Raw genomic sequence first — 18,670 nt, 5'->3', positions numbered from 1 at the left:
GGCTCCTGGCTGGTTCGCACGCACTACAGGCGGCAGGCGTGGATGCCGGTGGTGAGGATGGCCCGGGCGCCCAGGTCGTACAGGTCGTCCATGATGCGCTGCGCCTCCTTCGTACGGACCATGGACCGCACGGCGACCCAGCCCTGGTCGTGCAGCGGCGAGACGGTGGGCGACTCGAGGCCCGGGGTGAGGGCGACGGCCTGCTCCAGGTGCTCGGCGCGGATGTCGTAGTCCATCATCACGTAGCGGCGGGCGACGAGGACGCCCTGCATGCGGCGGAGGAACTGCCGCACCTTCGGGTCGTCGTCAGGCGCTCCGGTCCCCCGCACTACGACCGCCTCGGAGTGCAGGATCGGCTCGCTGATGATCTCAAGACCCGCGTTGCGCAGGGTCGTTCCGGTCTCCACGACGTCGGCGATGACTTCCGCGACGCCGAGCTGGATGGCCGTCTCCACAGCACCGTCGAGGTGGACGACGGAGGCGTCGACGCCGTGGTCGGCGAGGTGCTTGGTGACCAGCCCGGAGAAGGACGTGGCGACCGTCATGCCGCCGAAGTCGGTCACGCTCTTCGCCGTCCCCGGACGAGTCGCGTAGCGGAACGTGGAGCCCGCGAAGCCGAGTTGGAGGATCTCCTCGGCGCGGGCGCCGGAGTCCAGGAGCAGGTCGCGGCCGGTGATGCCGATGTCGAGCTTGCCCGAGCCGACGTAGACCGCGATGTCCCGGGGCCTCAGGAAGAAGAACTCGACCTCGTTCTCCGTGTCGGCGAGCACCAGTTCACGGCGGTCCTTGCGCTGCTTGTACCCGGCCTCCTGGAGCATCTCCGACGCAGGCTCCGACAGTGAACCCTTGTTGGGGACGGCGATGCGCAGCATGGTGCGGGGTTCCTTTGCGTGAAGTGCTGGGTGCGAGCGGGGTTCGGGTGGTGGATTCGGTGCCGGGGGAAGAGACGGATGCCCGGGCCGGCGTCGGGCTGTGCGCCGCGGCCGGAGTGCGGCGCCGGGCGTACGCGCCGGCGCTCAGAGATGAGCGTATACGTCCTCGAGGGACACGTTCCGGGCGATCATCATCACCTGCACGTGGTAGAGCAGCTGCGAGATCTCCTCGGCGGTCCGCTCCTCCCCCTCGTACTCGGCCGCCATCCACACCTCGGCGGCCTCCTCGACGATCTTCTTGCCGATGCTGTGCACTCCCTGGGCGGTCAGTTCCGCGGTACGGGAGGTGATGGGGTCGCCGGTGGCGGCTTTGTGCCGGAGCTCGGCGAAGAGCTCCTCGAAGGTCTTGTTCGCCATGGTGTCCTCAACTCTACGTGCAGGCCCCGGCGCTCCTAGCGCCAGGGTTCGGCCACGGTGCGCAGCACGGCCGCCGTGGCGACGGCGGCGGTGACGGCCTCGTGCCCCTTGTCCTCCGACGACCCCTCGAGGCCCGCCCGGTCCAGGGCCTGCTCCTCGGTGTCACAGGTCAGGACGCCGAAGCCGACGGGGACGCCGGTGTCGGCCGACACCTGCGTCAGGCCCTGGGTCACGCCCTGGCAGACGTACTCGAAGTGCGGAGTCCCGCCGCGGACGACGACGCCGAGGGCCACGATCGCGTCGTAGCCGCGGCCCGCGAGGACCTTGGCCACGACGGGCAGCTCCCAGCTGCCGGGGACGCGCAGCAGCGTCGGCTCGTCGATGCCCAGCTCGCGCAGGGCGCGCAGCGATCCGTCGACGAGCCCGTCCATGACCTGCTGGTGCCATTGCGCGGCGATGACCGCCACGCGCAGGTCGCCGCAGTTCTTCACGGACAGTTCGGGGGCTCCCTTGCCGCTCACGTTGCTCCTCGCGTCGGTGTCCCGGGCCGGCGGGTCCGGCCGGCGGGTGTGGATGGGTGGAATCGGTCCTCGTGGCGCGCGGCGCGTGCGCGGGTCACTGGCTGCCGCAGGGCGAGGCGGGGTCCGCCTCCAGCCACGGCAGATCGTGCCCCATGCGGTCGCGCTTGGTGCGCAGGTAGCGCAGGTTGTGCTCGCCGGCCTCGACGGGCATGGCGACCCGCTCGGCGACCCGCAGCCCGTGCCGGGTGAGCGCCTCGGCCTTGTCCGGGTTGTTGGTCAGCAGCCGCAGGGAGCGCACGCCGAGGTCGCCGAGGATCCGTGCGGCCGCGGCGTAGTCGCGTGCGTCCGCGGGCAGCCCCAGTTCGAGGTTGGCGTCGAGGGTGTCGCGGCCGTGCTCCTGGAGTTCGTAGGCGCGCAGCTTGGACAGCAGCCCGATCCCCCGGCCCTCGTGCCCGCGCAGGTAGACCACCGCTCCCCTGCCCTCCTCCTGCACGCGCCGCAGCGACTCCTGCAGCTGGGTGCCGCAGTCGCAGCGCAGCGATCCGAAGACGTCGCCGGTCAGGCACTCGGAGTGGACGCGTACGAGTACGTCCTGGCCGCCCTCCTCTGCCAGGTCCCCGGCGACGAGGGCGATGTGCTCGACGCCGTCGAGGGAGGAGCGGTACCCGTACGCCTGGAACTCGCCGAACCGCGTGGGGAGCCGCGTGACGGCCTCCCGGCGGACGGCCGGCTCGGACGTCACGCGGTAGGCGGCGAGGTCCTCGATGGAGATGATCGCGAGGCCGTGCTTGCGCGCGAACGGGATCAGCTCGGGCAGCCGCAGCATGGCGCCGTCCTCGCCGGCGATCTCGACGATCGCGGCGGCGGGCCGCAGCCCCGCGAGCCGGGCCAGATCCACGCCGGCTTCGGTGTGGCCGGGCCGCGCCAGCACGCCGCCGGGTTTGGCGCGGAGGGGGAAGACGTGCCCGGGACGCACGAAGTCGCCCGGCGCGGACCCCGCCTCCGCGAGGAGGCGGATCGTGGTGGCGCGGTCGGCGGCCGAGATGCCGGTGGAGACGCCGTGGTGCGCGGACGCGTCGACGGAGACGGTGAAGGCGGTGCCCATGGCCTCGGAGTTCTCCTCGACCATCTGCGGCAGTTCCAGCCGGTCGACGTCGGCGGCCTCCATGGGGGTGCAGATCAGGCCCCGGCACTCGCTCATCATGAAGGCGACGATCTCGGGAGTGATCCGCTCGGCCGCCACGACGAGGTCGCCCTCGTTCTCGCGGTCCGCGTCGTCGACGACCACCACGGGACGCCCGAGGGCGATGTCCGCTATCGCACGCTCGACGGGGTCCAGTCCGAACTCCTCGTCGCCGCGCTCGCCGTCGCCGGCGGGGTGGTGGGCCGCGGACCGGCCGGGGGTGGTGCTCACGCTCATGGCTGCGACTCCTTGACGGGCCCCGTTCGGGCCGGTGGTGCCGTTCGGTGCGGTTGCTGCGTGGCTCACGGCAGTGCTCCCTCCGGTGCGGTCCGGTGGTCCGGCCCGCGGCTCCCCGCGCTCTGCGCCCCGTCCGTGCGGCGCGTGCGCAGCCACCAGCTGCGCAGGCCCCACAGCACGAGGACGAGGTAGACGACGTACACGAGGCCCGAGAAGGCGAGGCCGCTGCTGAACGCCAGGGGCACGCCGACGATGTCGACCAGCAGCCAGGCGAACCAGAACTCCACCAGGCCCCGCGCCTGCGCGGTCATCGCGGCGAGCGTGCCGACGAAGATGTACGCGTCCGGCCACGGGCTCCACGACAGCGACGGGACGAGGGTGAAGAGCCCGCCGAGCGCGAGGGTGCCCAGGACGGTGCCGGCGAGGAGCACGGCGCGCTCGCGTGCGGTCGCGAAGCGCACCGCCACCGCGCCGTCCTGCGTGTCCCGCTTGCCGCGCCGCCACTGCCGCCAGCCCCACAGCGCCACCAGCACGACGAGGAGCTGCTTACCGACTCCACCCGCGAGCTGCGCCGAGTAGTAGGCGCCGACGAGCACCACTCCGGAGAGCAGCTGCACGGGCCAGGTGAGGATGGAGCGGCGCCAGCCCAGCGCGAGCGCGGCGAGACCTATGGAGTTGCCGATGACGTCGGAGTAGATGACGTGCTGCCCGAACGCCGTGAACGCCTCGTCGTTGAGCCAGCCGAGAGCGCTCATCGGACGGTCTCCCTCGGGCGCCCGGCGTCATGCCCGGCTTCCCCGTCTCCGCTCACGCCGCCGCGCGCTGTGTGCGCGCCCCCGCCGTGGCTCATCAGCCGCTCGACGTACTTCGCGAGGACGTCGACCTCGAGGTTGACCGGGTCACCCGCTTGTTTCACGCCCAGCGTCGTGGCCTCGAGCGTCGTGGGGATCAGGCTGACGGTGAAGTGCTCGTCGCCCGCCTCGACGACGGTGAGGCTGACGCCGTCGACGGTGATGGAGCCCTTCTCGACGACGTACCTGGCCAGCTCCGGGGGGATCCGGACGGCCACGTCGCCCTGCTCCGTGCGCTCGGTGATCGTCCCCGTGCCGTCGACGTGGCCCTGGACGAGGTGGCCGTCGAGCCGTCCGCCCAGCGCCATGGGGCGCTCCAGGTTGACGCGGGAGCCGGCCCGCAAGGCTCCCAGGCAGGAGCGTTCCAGCGTCTCGCCGATGACGTCCGCGGTGAACTCGCCGTCGGAGGTCGTGACGACGGTGAGGCAGACGCCGTTGACGGCGATCGACTCTCCGTGCCGTACGCCCTCGGTCACGAGGGGGCCGCGCAGGCGCATGCGTGCCGCGCCCGGCAGCTCTTCGACGGCGACGACCTCGCCCAGTTCTTCGACGATTCCGGTGAACACTCAGGACTCCTCGGTGGCAGCGGTGGAAGCGGTGACGGGTGAGACAGCGGAGGCTCTGGCGCGGGCGGACCCCGCGGCGACCGCTGTGATGCGCAAGTCCGGGCCGACGCGCACGGATTCGGTCATCTGCAGCCGCAACGCCTGCGCGATGGCGGCGATTCCGGCGTCACCGAGCGCGGCGGGCCCGGAACCCATCAGCACGGGGGCGATGTAGCCGATGACCTCGTCGACGAGCCCCTCTCCGACGAAGGCGCCCGCGAGCGTCGGACCGCCCTCCAGCAGCGCCGAGCGCACGCCCCGTCCGTAGAGCTCGTTCAGCAGCGAGGGCAGGTCCACGCCGGGCCGGCCGCCCTCGGACCGGGGCAGCCTCAACACCTCTGCGGCGCCGCCGAGTTCGGGGGCCGCGGCGTCCTGGGCCACGGCGATCAGCGTGGGCGCCGTCCCGTCGAGGACGCGGGCGCCGGGCTGTACGGCGGTGCCGGCGGTGTCGATCACGACGCGCAGCGGCTGCACGGCGCCGGGGACGCCGCGCACGGCCAGGTGCGGATCGTCGGCGCGGGCGGTTCCGGAGCCGACGATCACGGCGTCGGTACGGGCCCGCAGGCGGTGGACGTCGGCGCGCGCCGCATCCGAGGTGATCCAGCGGCTGGAGCCGTCGGCGGCGGCGACGCGGCCGTCGAGCGTGGCGGCGTACTTCCAGACGACGTACGGGCGTCGGATCCCCACCGCGGTGAGCCAGGCGGCGTTGACGGCCGCGGCCTCGTCGGCGAGCAGGCCGCGTTCGACGTCGACGCCGGCCGCGGCCAGCGTGCGTTCGCCTCCGTTGGAACCGGGGTCGGCGACGGCGTAGAGGACGCGGGCGATCCCGGCGTCGATGAGGGCCTGGGAACAGGGGCCCGTGCGTCCGGTGTGGTCGCACGGTTCGAGGGTGACGACGGCGGTGCCGCCCCTGGCGTCGTCCCCGGCCTCGGCCAGCGCGTGCACCTCGGCGTGCGGGCCCCCGGCCCGCTGGTGCCAGCCTTCGCCGACTGGGTGGCCCGCGGAGTTCAGCACGACGCAGCCGACGACGGGATTCGGGCTGGTCGATCCCAGGCCGCGGGCGGCGAGTTCGACTGCGCGGCGCATGGCGGCACGCTCGGCCGGTTCGGCGGACGGTGCTGAGCCTGCGGCGTCGGTGGCCACCGGGTCTCTCCTGCCTCTAGGGCACGGACTCCGGGGCATGTGGGATGTCTGCGGACCTGTGAGCCGGCTGCACCGCCGGCCTCCCGTGGAGCCGGCCTCTCCGCGAAGCGGAACGCGGGGAAGAACCGGGTTCGGCGGTGTACCGTCTCGGCCCGCCGTGCACTGCCTCCCATCCGGACTTTAACCGTCGGTCCAGGAGTTTCACCTGGTCAACCGGTCGCTGGCTGCGACCGGGTCGCGGACTGTAACCGCCGGTTCGGACTTTCACCGACCCCGGAGTGCGCTGACGTCACTGGTACGCGTCCAGTCTGCCACGGACGGGGGCGACCCACGCTCCCGGCCGCTGTGGGCTCACTCACAGACGGTGTCCGCACGAGCCGGGTGCGTGCGCGTCCGCCCCGGGCCGGCCCGGCCGCGTCCGCAAGCGCTCTCGGCCCGTCCGGACGAGGCGTGGAATCGCCTTGCCGAGCTCCCCGCGGTCCCCCGTACAGTGGCCCGGATCGCGTGGCCCGCGGCAAGGGCGAACGGGCGTGCCGCACGCGCGAAGCTGCGGAAAGTGCACGTCATGGCGCTCGCACGGACAAGGGAACCCAGGCCGGAGGACGCCGCACATGCAGCAGACCACTCCCGACGCAGCCACCCGCCGGGCCCGGCTCGCGATCTCCGTCGTCTTCGCCTCACACGGCGTGGCCAGCGGCAGCTTCGCCACCGCCATCCCCTGGATCCGGGAGCATCTGCACCTCACCCCCGGCTGGCTGGGCATGGCGCTGGTCTTCCTGACCGTCGGCGCCTCAGCTGCGATGTCGCTCTCGGCCCGTCTCGCACACCGCTACAGCCCGCGTCCGCTGCTGGCCTGGCTGTCGCTGATGTGCTGCGCGGGCCTCGTACTGCCGGCGCTCTCCCCCGCCCTGGGGTGGCTCTGCCTGGCCCTGTTCGTCTACGGGTGCGGGCTCGGGCTGATGGACGTCGCCATGAACGAACACGGGGTGCGGATCGAGGAGCGGTACGGCAGGTCGGTGATGTCCGGACTGCACGGGGTGTGGAGCGTGGGCACGCTGATCGGCGGTGCCGGCGGCGCGCTGGCCGCGCACACGGGCCTCGACGGCAGGGTCCATCTGGCCCTGGTCGCACCGGTGGCGGCGGCCGCGGCCGTCGTCGCGAGCCGCTGGGCGCTGGACGTGCCGGCGCAGGAGTCGGAGCCCGGCCGGGAGGACGGCGAGGAGCCGCCGCGCTTCGCGCTCCCTCCGCGTGCGGTCCTGCCGATCGGCGTCATCGGATTCTGCGCGATCTTCGCCGAGGGCGCCTCCATGGACTGGTCGGGCATCTACCTGCGGGACGTCACCCGGGCCGATCCCGCGCTCGCCGCGGGGGCGTTCACCGCGTTCGCCTTCACGATGGCCGTGGCGCGGCTCGCCGGAGACGCCGTGGTCAGGCGTCTCGGGCCGGTCCGCACCGTTCGGGCCGGCGGAGTGGTGGCCGCGCTCGGCAGCGCGCTGGTCGTCGCCGCGGGGTCCCCCGCGCCCGCAGTCGCTGGCTTCGCCCTGATCGGCGTCGGCATCGCGGTCGTGGTGCCGCTGTGCTTCGCCGCCGCGGGCCACTCGGGCGCCGGATCGCAGGGGCAGGCGATCGCGGGGGTGGCCACCTTGGCGTACGCGTCGGGCCTGGCGGCTCCGGCTGCCGTCGGCTGGATCGCCGAAGCCACGTCGCTGACGGCGTCGTTCGGGATGGTCACGGTGCTGCTGCTGGGGCTGGTCTTCGGGGCGGGCATGCTGCGCACCGGCGTGAAGCCCGCGGCGGCGGGTCCGGTGGATCCCGCGGGGAAGACGTCCCGACGGGACGGGGAGCGGGAGGCGGCGGCACAGCCGTCGGATTCGGGCAGCGGCACTCCCTCCGGTCTGGGGGCCGCGTCCTCCTGACCGCCCGAGGGGCGAGGCCGGGACCCTTCCTGACAGCCCGTTGCGAGTCTCGGCCCGCACCCGCACCCCCACTGGCGCGGGGTCGGGGCGCGGATCGCCGTGCGGAGGGAACCTCCACCTGGCGGGTCGACTTCGGCAGATGCGTATCCCCCAAACGGGCGCTGTGCGGGCAGGTCCGCCGCGGGGCGCTCCGGCGGCTGCCACGCTGCCGTCCATGACCTCAACCGATCAGCAGCCATCGGGGCCGGCCTCCGGCGGGGAGCTGCGGTGGCCCTCCGGGGCGGGCCCGGCCCGGGCGGCGGGGTGCGCGCCGCGACCGGGAGCCGCCGGGGCCTTCCCCGCCGAACAGCTTGCTCCCGCGGGCCGTTCGGTCGCATCCGTCCTGCGGCGCATGCACCGCATCGGGTCCGGCCTTCCCGCCGGGGACGGGGTGGCCGTCTTCAACCGCGTCTACCTGTCGGTCACCCTGGAGCTGCAACAGCGCCTGGCGACCGGCTGGTTCACGGACCGTGCGAGCGCGGAGGAGCTCGGCGCACGCTTCGCGGGGCGCTACCTCGACGCCGTCGAGGCGTCCCGCACCGGCAGCCGCACACCGTCCTGCTGGCGGCCGCTCTTCCACTTCCGCCGCCATCCGTCCGTGCACGCGCTGCAGTTCGCCACCGCCGGCATCAACGCCCACATCGGCCACGACCTGCCCCTCGCGCTGCTGGAGACCTGCGAGGCGCGGGGCTGCGAACCGGACGCCCTGGAGAGCGACTTCGAGCGGATCGGCGACCTGCTGACGGGGCTGGAGGAGCGCGTCCGGGAAGAGCTGATGCCCGGCCCCGACCTGCTGGACGTGGCCGATCCCCTCACCCACCTGGTGGGTTCGTGGAGTCTGGAGATGGCGCGGAGCGGAGCGTGAGCGACACTACCAACTGAAGCACATCTGTGCAAGCATGGTCGACATGACCTCCGCATCGCTCTACATCCGTCTGTCCCGCCAGGCTTCGGACAGCAACCTTTCCCTGGCCGGGATGACGAAGGACGTTCAGGACCACTGCCAGCGACTGGGCTTCACTGAGGCTGCCCTTCACGTAGACGACGGCCTGTCCGGCGGCTACCGAGACCGTCCTGAGTTCCTTGCCTGGCTTGATGACGCCAAGACTGGCCGGGCCCAAGTCCTGATGACGTACAGCGTCGACCGGCTCACTCGTGAGGGCCTGAACGTGGCCGCAACCCTGCTGGACGTGGTCGAGGGCAAGGACCCCGCGTCAGGCCGCCCCAGTCACGCGCCTGTTCGCCTGCTGGACACGCAAGGGATCGACTCTGACCACGGGGACGCCTTCCGCTTCAGGTTCGTGATCCAGGCCGAGGTAGCCAGGTCCGAACGTGAGCGGATGAAGCAGCGGTCTGGAGGCATGCGCCGACGCGCCCGCCAGGCTGGCCGCTGGGCCGGAGGTCTGCCACCCTTCGGCTACCAGGTGGCCGACGCCGACGACGGAGCAGGCAAGGTCCTGACCATCGAGCCTGACGAAGCCGCAGCCGTCCGCGAGGCCGCCGAACGCGTGCTCAGAGGCGAGTCCCTGGGCCGTGTCTGCCGCTGGCTGGAGCACGCCGGACACGCGCCCAGGAAGGCGTCAACGTGGTCCCGTCAGGCTCTCAGGGGCGTTCTCACGGGCACCGCTGTCCTCGGTCAGATCTCGCACCAGGGGAAGCCAGTTCGGGATGCTGACGGGCAGATACTGACCCCGTTCCCTGCAATCCTGACCGAGGCCGAGCACGCCGCCCTCAGGGCCCTTCTCCTAGCCGCTGAGCCCCGGAGCCAGGGCAAGGGCGGGAGGCCCTCACGCCTCCTCTCAGGGCTCCTCACGTGCGCCTCCTGCGGCCACCCGCTGCGAGTCGGCGTCACGGGAGCAGGCGCGGCCCGGTACGCCTGTACCAGCCGGTCTGACGGGAGCCAGTGCGAGAGGCCAGCCAGCACGACAGCAGCGGGAGTCGAAGAGCACGTCACCTCGCTGTACCTCCGTGTCGCCGGAGACTGGCCCATGTTCAAGGAGCGCGTCATCGTCGGCAACGCCAGTGATCTGGCAGCCGCTGAGCGGGACATCAGGGACGCGACAGCCGACCTGGCCCAGGCACCTACAGCGGAGGCATTCGAGCGCCTGAAGGCCGCCCATGCCCGCCGTCAGGAGCTTGCCGACGAGGACCCAGGCGTGCGCAGTGAGCTTGTGCCTACCGGCCAGACCGGCGCGGAGTGGTGGGCAGCCGCTGCGCTGGAGGATCAGCGGGAGCAGCTCTCTGAGGTGTTCGCTGTGCTGGCCCTGGGGCCGGGCAAGAGGGGTGCCCGAGGCTTCGACCCTGGCAGGTTGACTGTCGTGTGGTCCGGCAACGAGGGCTGACCGCCCCTGACGCCTTCAGAGGCTCTGTACGGCCCCGTGAGCGCCTCCCAGTCGTTCCCTGCCCCCCTGGGCCCTAGAGGGCCTGGGAGGGCCGCAGAGGGCCGTACAGGGCTTCTCTACAGCGGAGAGGTGGGCTGACCAGCCAAGATGGCTCTGACCAGGGAAGATGCCTCTGACCAGCTATGTTTTCTTATTTTTTGTACGTCTGGGTTAAAAACAACTACTACATCTACTGCTCTCTTCGCCTTCACTGAGCAACCCCGACAGCCATTGAAAAAGAAAACACCCCAGCTCAGAGCCTGTGCGGCCCCGACAGCGGCCTCACGACCTCCCGCGCTCCCTCGCTGTGTCGGCAAGGAAGGTAAAGAGCGAGTCAAGGATCACGGCCGACCGGCCCCAGGTGCCCCAAACAGGGGAGGTTGTCACCGGATAAAAAGTGTAAGGACCTTTTCATGCGGCCCCACCACATCGGCCGCGTCCAAGTCTTAGGGCCCGTGTCGGCCGATCTCCTGGTGTGGTGGCCAGGACATCGACCCGCGCGGGCCCTTCGTTCGTCTCCGGCCTCCTCGCTGAGCCTCCTCTCAGCCAGTGAGTTGAGGCCGGAGTCAGCACTCCCGCCGTGGCGGGTAATCCACGGACATGTGGTGAGGGGTGCAGGGGATGCACCGGCCGACCCCGGATCAACAGCGAGGAGTAGCTACCTCGCTGCCGGGGCCGGTCGCCGCCCCTGCCTCGCCACTGACCCCCATCCCACCCCCGCAAGGACCCCACCACCATGTCAACCCGACCCTCGTACGACACGCGCACGCACTTGTCCGAGTGCCTGTCATGCTCCGCCAGGCTCCCAGCCAGTCACGAACGCTTCTGCGGCCCTGGCTGCCGTCAGGCTCTCGCAAGGCTTCACCCTGGCACCCGGAAGTGCACGTACTGCGGTGCTCCTGCTGGCCGTCAGGCTTGCCTCCCTGCTGAGGCTGACGAGGTCTGCCGCGAGGCGCAGCGCCGGGCCAGGCTGGCCAGGGCCGCTGCCAGGGGCCGCAAGGCCAGCTCTGCTGATCTTCGCTGTGCCTACGCACTCTGTGGCAAGGCGATGACTTACTCCGGAGCAGGGCGCCTGCCTCGCTTCTGCTGTCCGGCGCATGCGTCGGCGCACCGCTACCAGACTCGCCGCTCGGGCGGTGCTCGATGAGCGGCTACGAGTCCACGTGCCTGGCCCCGCAATGCGGCAGCCGCCTAGCGGGGCGCCAGCGGCGGTTCTGCTCCGAGCTGTGCTCTACGCGCTACCGGCGGAGCCTGACCCGGGAGCCTTTGGCGGCCAGGTCCTGCGCCCTGTGCGGGGACCTGTTTGACCCCAAGCGGCGTACGCAGACGATCTGCACCTACGACGAGGCTGACCTGCCTTGTCAGGAGCTTCAGAACGATCTGGAGGACATGCGCGTCGGCGCCCGCTTCGTAGCGGACAAGCAGCGAGCCGAGCAGGTCTGCGAGAACCCCTCCTGCGGCAAGCCGATCCCCTACTCGGGACGCGGCCGACCCTCTAAGTTCTGCGCTCCTAGGTGCCGCACGGCGGCGTACCGGGCAGCCAAGGCGGCGTAGCCACCTACTCCCGTCCATGCCGGGTCATGCATGGGTCCTCTCTGGGTGAGGTGACGGCCCGGCTGGCGCTCCCGCTGGTCGGGCCCCCACCCAGTACCAAGCCCCCGTACGTGCCGGGTACCGCACGTGAAGGTGTCTTAGCGGATGCACGGCGGCCTGGACGCAACGTCTGGGCCGCCTCCCGCTACTTACGAAAGGAGGGACCATGCTTCGCGAACCTGCTCCGCTCACGAAGGCCGAACGCGAACACGGCGCCGCTGTCGCAGCCGCGTTGACTGCTGTCGCTGAGCCTGCGTCAGACTCCTTCGTCAGGACCCTTCGTCTCGCCGCGATCATGCGGAACTGGCTGCGCCGTGAGGGCCACGCCGACGTGTCGACAGAGACCATCATCAAGATGCTGCGCACGTCCTTCACGCTGACCCGTGACAGTGAACGGCGACGCCTCGTCCACGGCCTGAAGATCCGTCCCGAGTACGACACCGACGTGGTGAGTCGACCGACTCCCAACGGCTGGACGACGTACCGGCGCCAGGGCTGACCTAGATCCCTGGAGCAGTAGCCAGGTTCACCTACTGCCAGGCCATCTGGCCTGCCGCATCCAATCCCAAACAGGGGCATGGACGCGGACGGCGCAGCAGCGTCGATCTTGTGGGGTTGTCTGGCCCCCGGCCGTCGCGATGACGCCCCGGGGGTCAGGCACGCATACCCCCTGCCCTGTCGACGTGGCCCCCCTGCCTTCCCGACAGGCCCCACCCCAGGCCCCGCGCCTGGCCCCGCGCCAGACCGCGAGCCAGACCGCGAGCCTGTGCAGCGAGCCAGACCAGCACGGCCAAGTACCGATGCAGCCAGCGCTGCCGACCAACGACTCTGAGAGGTGGCTGACATCGTGTCAGGACAGTGGGCAGGCAGTGACCGCAAGGCCAGGTTGCCAAGCAACTGGGCCAAGCTCCGGCTTCGAGTCCTTCGCCGTGACGGACACCGTTGCGTCCACACGTTCTCTCGTGGCCAGCGCTGCATCGCAGACGCGACAGACGTTGATCACATCAAGGCAGGCGATGACCATTCGCTGTCCAACCTTCAGTCGCTGTGCCGAGAGCACCACAAGCTGAAGACGCAGCAGGAGGCCCAGGAGGGCAAGCGCCGTGCCGACGCACGCGCCAGGTACCCGGAGGCCAAGCACCCTGGACTGCTGTAGCCGTCCCACCGGCCGGAGAAGGGCCCCCTACCCCCCTGGGGGGTGGTCTTCCCCCAGTGGGTCCATTTGCCCTGGGAGTAGCTGCTGCTGACCCTCGCTGCGGTGCAGGGGTCACGGAGCCCCTACACGGCCCCTGAAGGGCCCCGAGCCGGCCTGGGAGGGCACCAGGGCTGACCAGGGCCAATGGCCCCACTGAGGCCGTCAGAAGGCCGCCTAGGGGCCTTGTAGCCGTGACACGGCTACCCGGAACGGCCTCGAAACCGCCCTCTTAGGGCCCCAAACGAGCCCTAAAGGAGGGACTTTGAGCGTCAAGAAGGACCCCAGCCGCCGCGCGAACAGTCGCGGTGCCAAGGGGATGAGCACCTACACCGCTGAACGGGGCCGCTTCCCGCGCTTGCCGACCAGGTACCGCGACAACGCAGAGGTTCGGCGCTGGTGGGACACGTGGCGGAACGTGCCCTGGGCTGATCGCTTCACAGCGACCGAGGTCCAGAGCCTGCTGGACACCCTGCCGCTCGTTGAAGCCCTCCACGCTGGCCCTGAGGGCCTTCGCTACAGGGCTGAGATCCGCAGGGTCGAGTCCCTGCTCGGAGCCACTGCCTACGACCGGCGCCGCCTGGACATCTACGTCGAAGTGATCGAGCCAGACGACGCGTCAGGCCAGCCGTCCGGCGCTGACGACGAGATCGCCGCCCTTGACGCTGAAGTCGCCCGCCTGGAAGCGGAGATGACGAGTGACTGATCGACCCAGCCAGGCGCTGATCCTGGCTCGCTGGAAGGCCGCTACAGCCAAGGGCCTCCGAGGCGAAGCACGCGTGAAGTTCGCCTACAAGGAACTGGCCGCCGCCGCCTGGCGAGCCAGCAGCAAGTAGACCCACACCCACGGAGGACAACATGAACGAACTTGATCACGACGCCGTCAGCGTCTTCGAAGGCGACTTCGAGACCAAGGCCGCCGAAGCGCTCGCCACTCTGCGCAGACTCGGCGTCAGCAGCGCGACCGTGGACACGGCCGTCCGCGAGATCCGGTACCAGGAGCGCGAGGCGCGCATCACCGCTGGCTACATGAGCCTCTACGACTACGGCGTGCCCCGTGACGTCGTGAACGTGCTCATGCTGGGCTCCAGCCCCGCGCCGGACGGCATCGAGCATGACCGCAAGACGCACTACTTCGACCCTGAGACCGGCTGGAGCGAGGCCCGATGAGCACTGACGAGACCCAGGACATCGAGTCTGGCAACGAGCCTGCCCCCGACAGCGGCAGCCGTGAGGCCCAGCAGCTCCGGCGCCGTCTCCGCGAGGCTGAGCGGGAGCGTGACGCGCTCCTGGAGCGCGTGACTGCCTTCCAGTCGGCAGAGGTCGAGCGCCTCGCCGCTGAGAAGCTCGAAGTGGCCGGGGACCTGTTCGCCGTCGGCGGCATCGAGCTGGCTGGCCTCCTCGCTGAGGACGGCAGCGTTGACCCTGACAAGGTGTCTGCCGCTGCTGACGCCCTCGTGGCCGAACGGCCGGGCCTGGCCAATCAGGCTGCGGCCCGTGACGCCTCCAGAGAGGCCCTGCACGGCGCCATGGGCGCACGCGGGACCGTTGCTGGCGGCGCCCCATCGTGGCAGGGGCTGTTCAGCTCCTAGCCGACCCTGGCTGGGTCCCTGGTCGGTGCACAGATCGGGGGCCCGGCCCAGCATGACCACAACACCTTCGTGATCCGCAGTGTCAGCCAGGTGCGGCTGCGGATCACACGCTTGGCCCTGGTGGCCGACCTAGCACCCCTGGCTGGGTGCGGGAGTCAACCAACGACTCTCCAACGAAAGATCAACTCTCATGATGAACCGCACTGGTAACCCCGGCATCCTTCCCGAGGGATACGGCCCCCTGGTCCTCGACCCGGCCCGCAAGGCGTCCGTTGCGATGCAGATCGCGACCCAGCTCAGCGCGTCGACGTCGAGCCTGCACATCCCGCGCGTGACCGAGGACACCACGGCGTCCTGGACCGCTGAGGCTGCCACGATCTCTGACGACGACCTGGCCACGGACGAGTACGTGGTCACGCCTTCGAAGCTGGCCGCACTGACCTACGTCAGCAACGAGCTTGTGGCGGACAGCTCCCCCGCTGCGCTCCAGCTCATCGGGGACAGCATGGGCGCGGCCATTGCAAGCAAGCTGGACGCCGCGTTCTTCGGCAACACTGTGACCAACGGGCCGTCCGGCCTGGAGTCCGTGACCGGCTTCGCTGCGGTTGACGCTGGCACCGCGTTCGACAGCATGGACGCCTTCGTTGACGCCCAGGTCGACCTGGAGTCGGCTGGCGCCCGCGTCACCGCCTGGGTCACGACCCCGGCCGTTGCCAAGACCCTCCTGAAGGTCAAGCAGGGCGACAGCTCGAACGTCCCGCTGATCACGCCGGACGTCTCCGTGGCCAGCGGCCGAACCCTCCTGGGTGTCCCGCTGTTCGTCTCGCCGTACGTTGCCGCTGACACGGTCTACGGCATCGACGCCTCCAGCACCTTCGTGGTGATCCGCGAGGGCATGACCCTGTCGACCTCGACGGACGAGCGCTTCAGCTCCGACCAGACCTCGGTCAGGGCCATCCTCCGGGTCGGCTTCGGCTTCCCGCGCCCGTCGGCCATCGCGAAGATCACCCTCTCTGAGGCGTGACCGCCTAGCGGCGGACACAGCTTGACCGCTTGACCGCCTGGGGCGGACAGGGCCTGACCGCCTTGTCCGCCCCTTCGTGTGTCCGTGGCCAGCCTGGCCGCTGCCCTGGCCGACAAGGCCGGTCACAAGATCCACTTGAGGAATGCCGGCGTGTGGATGATCATGCCTCTGACCTGCAAAAAGGACAGCTTGACCGCCTCGGTTGGCCGCCTTGGCCGCTCCAGCGGACAGCCCTGGCCGCGCCTGACCGGGGGCCTGACCGCCCTGTCCGGCTCGATGACCGCCCTGACCGGCCACACGTGGCCAGCGTGGCCGCCTGAGTGGCCATCAGTGTCCGCTGTGTCCGTCGCCGTGACCGCCCCTGTCCGCGTGCCTGAGCGGGGGCCAGCCGGGGCCCAGGGGAGGGCGGCCCCTTTCTGCTGCCCTTCAGCGAAGAGGAGGGGCGAGAGCCCTTTCTTTATGAGTCCTTATTTGCTTTAGGTCCCCGAAGAAACAACTACTCCCATTTAGTCCCCTGGTCGGCTTCATTCCGGAACCGTCCCCTAACCGCCTTTTCGGCTCAGCCCCATCTCCCCAGGCCAGGGGAGGTCCTCACCGGAAGCCCGGCGTAAGGACCTTTCACCCTGAGGAGATCACGATGACGACCGCCGCTACGCCGCATCCGCTGGCCAACCAGACCGATCGCCTTGCGATCAATGCCGCCTTCCGAGCCAAGGGCTGGGAGGTCAAGATCTGCAACCGCTGCTTCGTCGGCAAGGCGTTGGATGACTACAACAAGAACGCCTCGTCTGCGGACGGCCGCATGTCCAAGTGCCGAGCCTGCCACCGGGTCAGCGACGCCGAATGGCGCAAGCAGAACCGGGAGCGCAAGGCTGCCTACCGAGCGGAGAACGCGGACAAGCTCCGCGAGTACGACGCCGCCTGGCGCGACCAGAACCGGGCCAGGAACGCAGCCCGACCCAAGGGCAGCGACGACGCCGAACCTAAGCGCTGCACGACGATCACCGCTGGCGGCTGCGAACAGCTCCTGACGAGAGGGGACTTCCACTACCAGGCCGATCGCGCAGACGGGCGCAACCCGTGGTGCAAGGACTGTGCCATCCGCCGCGAGGCTGAGCGCCAGGCGCGTCGTCGCCTAGAGGTCGTCACAGAGCTGGTCGAGGAGCAAGGCGGAGCCTGCGCCTACTGCCTGCGCCCGTTCTCCGAGGACCTGCCCTACGAGATCGAGCACGTCCACCCGCTGGCGCTGGACGGCGCCGACGAGTTCGACAACTGGGTTCTGGCATGCACCGAATGCAACCGTGGCCAGGGCGGGAAGTTCGACCAGGACCCGTACGAGTGGCTCCCCGGCAAGTTGGCTGAGGCAGGCGTCGACTTCCACAAGGCCCTTCGTGGCTTGGCCATGTGCGCCGTCGCTGACTAAGCACAACACCAAGGCCCCCTGCGGCTGGACTCTGGGTCCGGCTACAGGGGGCCTGTGCTGCGTTCTAAGCGCCTCTACTCCTCCGGCTGCGGCAGCCGCTCCCCACGTGCCTGAGCGACCCGCAGGGCGTCGTGTAGAGCGTCCGCCAGCCTCGCAGCCACGAACCGCAGGACTTGAGGGTCACCTCCGTCCGGCCCCATGGCGTGCCTGGCCATCTCCAGGACCGCCTTGGCGTCGTTGAGCGCGCCCTCTTCGATGCCGTCGGCAACAGCGGCCATGATCCCGGCGCCCCCGTTCTGGATGTAGATGGTTTTGCCCTGTCCGTCTGGGAACGCCAGGCGCCGCAGCCCGGTTACGTGCTGACCCATGATCGTCTCCCCTGCCTCGGTATACCTCGGTACACCGAAGGCTACTCCGGATGCTCAGTGCGCTGAAGTGCGCTTGCCTTGATCACGTGACGAAGATCGACCGGACCCGAGCCGCTTGGCCTCAGATCGCTGCCGTGCTCATGGCTCGTATCAGCGACGGGACGTACCCGAAGGACAGCAAGCTGCCCAGCGTCGTCCAGCTCGCTGCCGAGTTCGAGGTTGCCAACTCAACAGCTCAACGGGCCATGGAAGCGATCAAGGCCGAGGGCCTGACCCGCAGCGAGGCAGGCATGGGCACGTACGTCTTGTGAGCACGACTGAGGGCCCCTGCCGACTGCCCGGCAAGGGCCCTCTTCTGCTGTCTGACGCTGCCTACACGCTGTCTGACACCCGTTCCTGCACGGTGGCTGCCACCACCTCTACAGGCCGTCCGACCTGCGTCGTACCGGCGTCCCAGGCGCCTTCGTGTGCGTCAGCGAGGAGTCTGACGGCGTACCTGATCGCGTCTGACGTCGACCACCCAGCGGACGCCAGCAGAGCCAGGGCGTCGTTCAGGTCATGATCGCGTCGGACGCTCACCTGCCGCGCCGTCATGCGCAGTCACCCGTGTGGCTCTCGCCCTTGCTGCACGGCCGGTCGAAGGGGTCTTCCTTGTCCTTGATCGGCTTCGGAGCGATCAGCACATGCACGCCTGCCGCGATCACCCCGCTGGCGATGAAGCCCAAGATCAGGTCAGTCATCGACGCCACCCGCCCTGTCCGCCAGCGGGGATGGAGACGACCCGGATGCGGGCGGCCCGCTCCTTGGCCTGCTCGTACTTCCTGACCTCGGCAAGGTCTCGCCAGCAGATCCTCATGGCCGTCTCGGCTTCCGGCAGCGTGGCGTAGCCGGTCTCCAGCTCATTCATGCCGGGGCCGTCGAGCATCCACCACCATCCCGCTTCGGTGTCTCCGTTGATCACGTCCTCGTCGTCAGGCGCGGTGTACCCGATGCCGCCAACGAGCCGGTTTCGGTAGTACAGCTCGCCCTCGCTGTTGATTACAGGTCCTGCTGTGCGTGCCATGTCGGCCTCCCTCTCATGTGCCCCACCTTGTAGTGCGGCGTGGGCGGCGTTCCGTGCCCTCTGGGGGCTGCGCGGACTGCCGGATCTGGCCGCGGACTTCGCACAGCGGCTGGACGAGAGCGTCGGCATGGCCGGCCGGTGCCTCCTGACGCCGTTGCCGCCTCTCCCCCGCTGCGCCGGACGCCGCGACCGGGCGGGGTGCGCACGGTGACGCCGCGGACCGGCGCGCCCGCCTGTGACGGCGCGCTCC

General features: G+C 70.2%; 20 protein-coding genes, 1 pseudogene and 1 riboswitch. Of the genes and pseudogenes, 11 read left to right on the top strand and 10 right to left on the bottom strand.

The features are described 5' to 3' along the window. Positions 1-23: 23 nt before the first annotated feature. From hisG to ribD, 7 genes are all read right to left on the bottom strand, one after another. Positions 24-872 (bottom strand): ATP phosphoribosyltransferase, encoded by an 849-nt coding sequence (gene hisG / locus IEY56_RS01505; protein ID WP_189035186.1) that lies wholly within the window; start codon positions 870-872, stop codon positions 24-26. 144 nt (positions 873-1,016) lie between these two features. Continuing rightward, complete coding sequence (locus IEY56_RS01500; protein ID WP_045862202.1) at positions 1,017-1,289, bottom strand: phosphoribosyl-ATP diphosphatase; 273 nt, start codon at positions 1,287-1,289, stop codon at positions 1,017-1,019. A 35-nt stretch (positions 1,290-1,324) separates the two neighbouring features. Continuing rightward, on the bottom strand, positions 1,325-1,810 hold the full coding sequence (ribH, locus tag IEY56_RS01495; protein ID WP_189035185.1) for a 6,7-dimethyl-8-ribityllumazine synthase: 486 nt from the start codon (positions 1,808-1,810) through the stop codon (positions 1,325-1,327). A 94-nt stretch (positions 1,811-1,904) separates the two neighbouring features. Beyond that, complete coding sequence (locus IEY56_RS01490; RefSeq protein WP_189035184.1) at positions 1,905-3,230, bottom strand: bifunctional 3,4-dihydroxy-2-butanone-4-phosphate synthase/GTP cyclohydrolase II; 1,326 nt, start codon at positions 3,228-3,230, stop codon at positions 1,905-1,907. A gap of 65 nt (positions 3,231-3,295) precedes the next feature. Next, the gene (locus IEY56_RS01485; protein ID WP_189035183.1) at positions 3,296-3,985 is read right to left on the bottom strand and encodes a nicotinamide mononucleotide transporter family protein; all 690 of its coding nucleotides are present in this window, start codon (positions 3,983-3,985) and stop codon (positions 3,296-3,298) included. After that, positions 3,982-4,647: a riboflavin synthase gene (locus IEY56_RS01480; RefSeq protein ID WP_189035182.1), complete on the bottom strand. Its 666-nt coding sequence runs from the start codon at positions 4,645-4,647 to the stop codon at positions 3,982-3,984. Before IEY56_RS01480 ends, IEY56_RS01485 begins: the two co-directional genes overlap by 4 nt. Beyond that, entirely contained in the window at positions 4,648-5,772 is a 1,125-nt protein-coding gene (gene ribD, locus IEY56_RS01475) for a bifunctional diaminohydroxyphosphoribosylaminopyrimidine deaminase/5-amino-6-(5-phosphoribosylamino)uracil reductase RibD (RefSeq protein ID WP_189035356.1), read from the bottom strand. Positions 5,773-5,986: 214 nt separating this feature from the next. Then, positions 5,987-6,115, bottom strand: a riboswitch (FMN riboswitch). Positions 6,116-6,440: 325 nt separating this feature from the next. Between ribD and IEY56_RS01470 the strand changes: the two genes are divergently transcribed. From IEY56_RS01470 to IEY56_RS01425, 10 genes and pseudogenes are all read left to right on the top strand, one after another. Further along, complete coding sequence (locus IEY56_RS01470) at positions 6,441-7,745, top strand: MFS transporter (RefSeq protein WP_189035181.1); 1,305 nt, start codon at positions 6,441-6,443, stop codon at positions 7,743-7,745. Between the two features lie 382 nt (positions 7,746-8,127). Continuing rightward, positions 8,128-8,646: pseudogene (locus IEY56_RS01465) on the top strand (DUF5995 family protein); the annotation flags it as partial. Positions 8,647-8,683: 37 nt separating this feature from the next. Beyond that, the gene (locus tag IEY56_RS01460; protein ID WP_189035180.1) at positions 8,684-10,126 is read left to right on the top strand and encodes a recombinase family protein; all 1,443 of its coding nucleotides are present in this window, start codon (positions 8,684-8,686) and stop codon (positions 10,124-10,126) included. Positions 10,127-11,924: 1,798 nt separating this feature from the next. After that, positions 11,925-12,257, top strand: a complete 333-nt coding sequence (locus tag IEY56_RS01455; protein ID WP_189035179.1) for a hypothetical protein — start codon at positions 11,925-11,927, stop codon at positions 12,255-12,257. 958 nt (positions 12,258-13,215) lie between these two features. Continuing rightward, the gene (locus tag IEY56_RS01450) at positions 13,216-13,656 is read left to right on the top strand and encodes a phage terminase small subunit (protein WP_189035178.1); all 441 of its coding nucleotides are present in this window, start codon (positions 13,216-13,218) and stop codon (positions 13,654-13,656) included. Continuing rightward, positions 13,649-13,786 carry a hypothetical protein gene (locus IEY56_RS01445; protein ID WP_189035177.1) on the top strand — a complete coding sequence of 46 codons (138 nt, stop codon included), beginning with the start codon at positions 13,649-13,651 and terminating at the stop codon, positions 13,784-13,786. Before IEY56_RS01450 ends, IEY56_RS01445 begins: the two co-directional genes overlap by 8 nt. A 22-nt stretch (positions 13,787-13,808) precedes the next feature. Continuing rightward, positions 13,809-14,120 carry a hypothetical protein gene (locus IEY56_RS01440; protein WP_189035176.1) on the top strand — a complete coding sequence of 104 codons (312 nt, stop codon included), beginning with the start codon at positions 13,809-13,811 and terminating at the stop codon, positions 14,118-14,120. Continuing rightward, the gene (locus IEY56_RS01435) at positions 14,117-14,542 is read left to right on the top strand and encodes a hypothetical protein (RefSeq protein WP_189035175.1); all 426 of its coding nucleotides are present in this window, start codon (positions 14,117-14,119) and stop codon (positions 14,540-14,542) included. The genes IEY56_RS01440 and IEY56_RS01435 overlap by 4 nt, the downstream gene beginning before the upstream one ends. Before the next feature lie 193 nt (positions 14,543-14,735). Continuing rightward, positions 14,736-15,566 (top strand): phage major capsid protein, encoded by an 831-nt coding sequence (locus IEY56_RS01430; RefSeq protein ID WP_189035174.1) that lies wholly within the window; start codon positions 14,736-14,738, stop codon positions 15,564-15,566. Between the two features lie 637 nt (positions 15,567-16,203). Then, positions 16,204-16,989: an HNH endonuclease gene (locus tag IEY56_RS01425; RefSeq protein WP_189035173.1), complete on the top strand. Its 786-nt coding sequence runs from the start codon at positions 16,204-16,206 to the stop codon at positions 16,987-16,989. Positions 16,990-17,063: 74 nt separating this feature from the next. Here IEY56_RS01425 and IEY56_RS01420 read toward each other — a convergent pair whose 3' ends face one another. Further along, positions 17,064-17,357, bottom strand: a complete 294-nt coding sequence (locus IEY56_RS01420) for a hypothetical protein (protein WP_189035172.1) — start codon at positions 17,355-17,357, stop codon at positions 17,064-17,066. A gap of 86 nt (positions 17,358-17,443) precedes the next feature. Here IEY56_RS01420 and IEY56_RS01415 point away from each other — a divergent pair, with 86 nt between their 5' ends. Continuing rightward, positions 17,444-17,668 (top strand): winged helix-turn-helix domain-containing protein, encoded by a 225-nt coding sequence (locus tag IEY56_RS01415; RefSeq protein ID WP_229711451.1) that lies wholly within the window; start codon positions 17,444-17,446, stop codon positions 17,666-17,668. A 279-nt stretch (positions 17,669-17,947) separates the two neighbouring features. Here the strand turns inward: IEY56_RS01415 and IEY56_RS01410 are convergent, their stop codons facing one another. After that, positions 17,948-18,097, bottom strand: coding sequence for a hypothetical protein (locus IEY56_RS01410; protein ID WP_189035170.1), 150 nt, complete (start codon positions 18,095-18,097; stop codon positions 17,948-17,950). After that, complete coding sequence (locus IEY56_RS01405) at positions 18,094-18,420, bottom strand: hypothetical protein (protein WP_189035169.1); 327 nt, start codon at positions 18,418-18,420, stop codon at positions 18,094-18,096. Before IEY56_RS01405 ends, IEY56_RS01410 begins: the two co-directional genes overlap by 4 nt. Positions 18,421-18,670 lie beyond the last annotated feature (250 nt).

Source organism: Streptomyces daqingensis, assembly GCF_014645895.1.
GTDB classification, from domain to species: domain Bacteria; phylum Actinomycetota; class Actinomycetes; order Streptomycetales; family Streptomycetaceae; genus Streptomyces; species Streptomyces daqingensis.
Note: the sequence above shows the minus strand (reverse complement) of the source record. Positions and strands in the feature narration are given on the sequence as shown.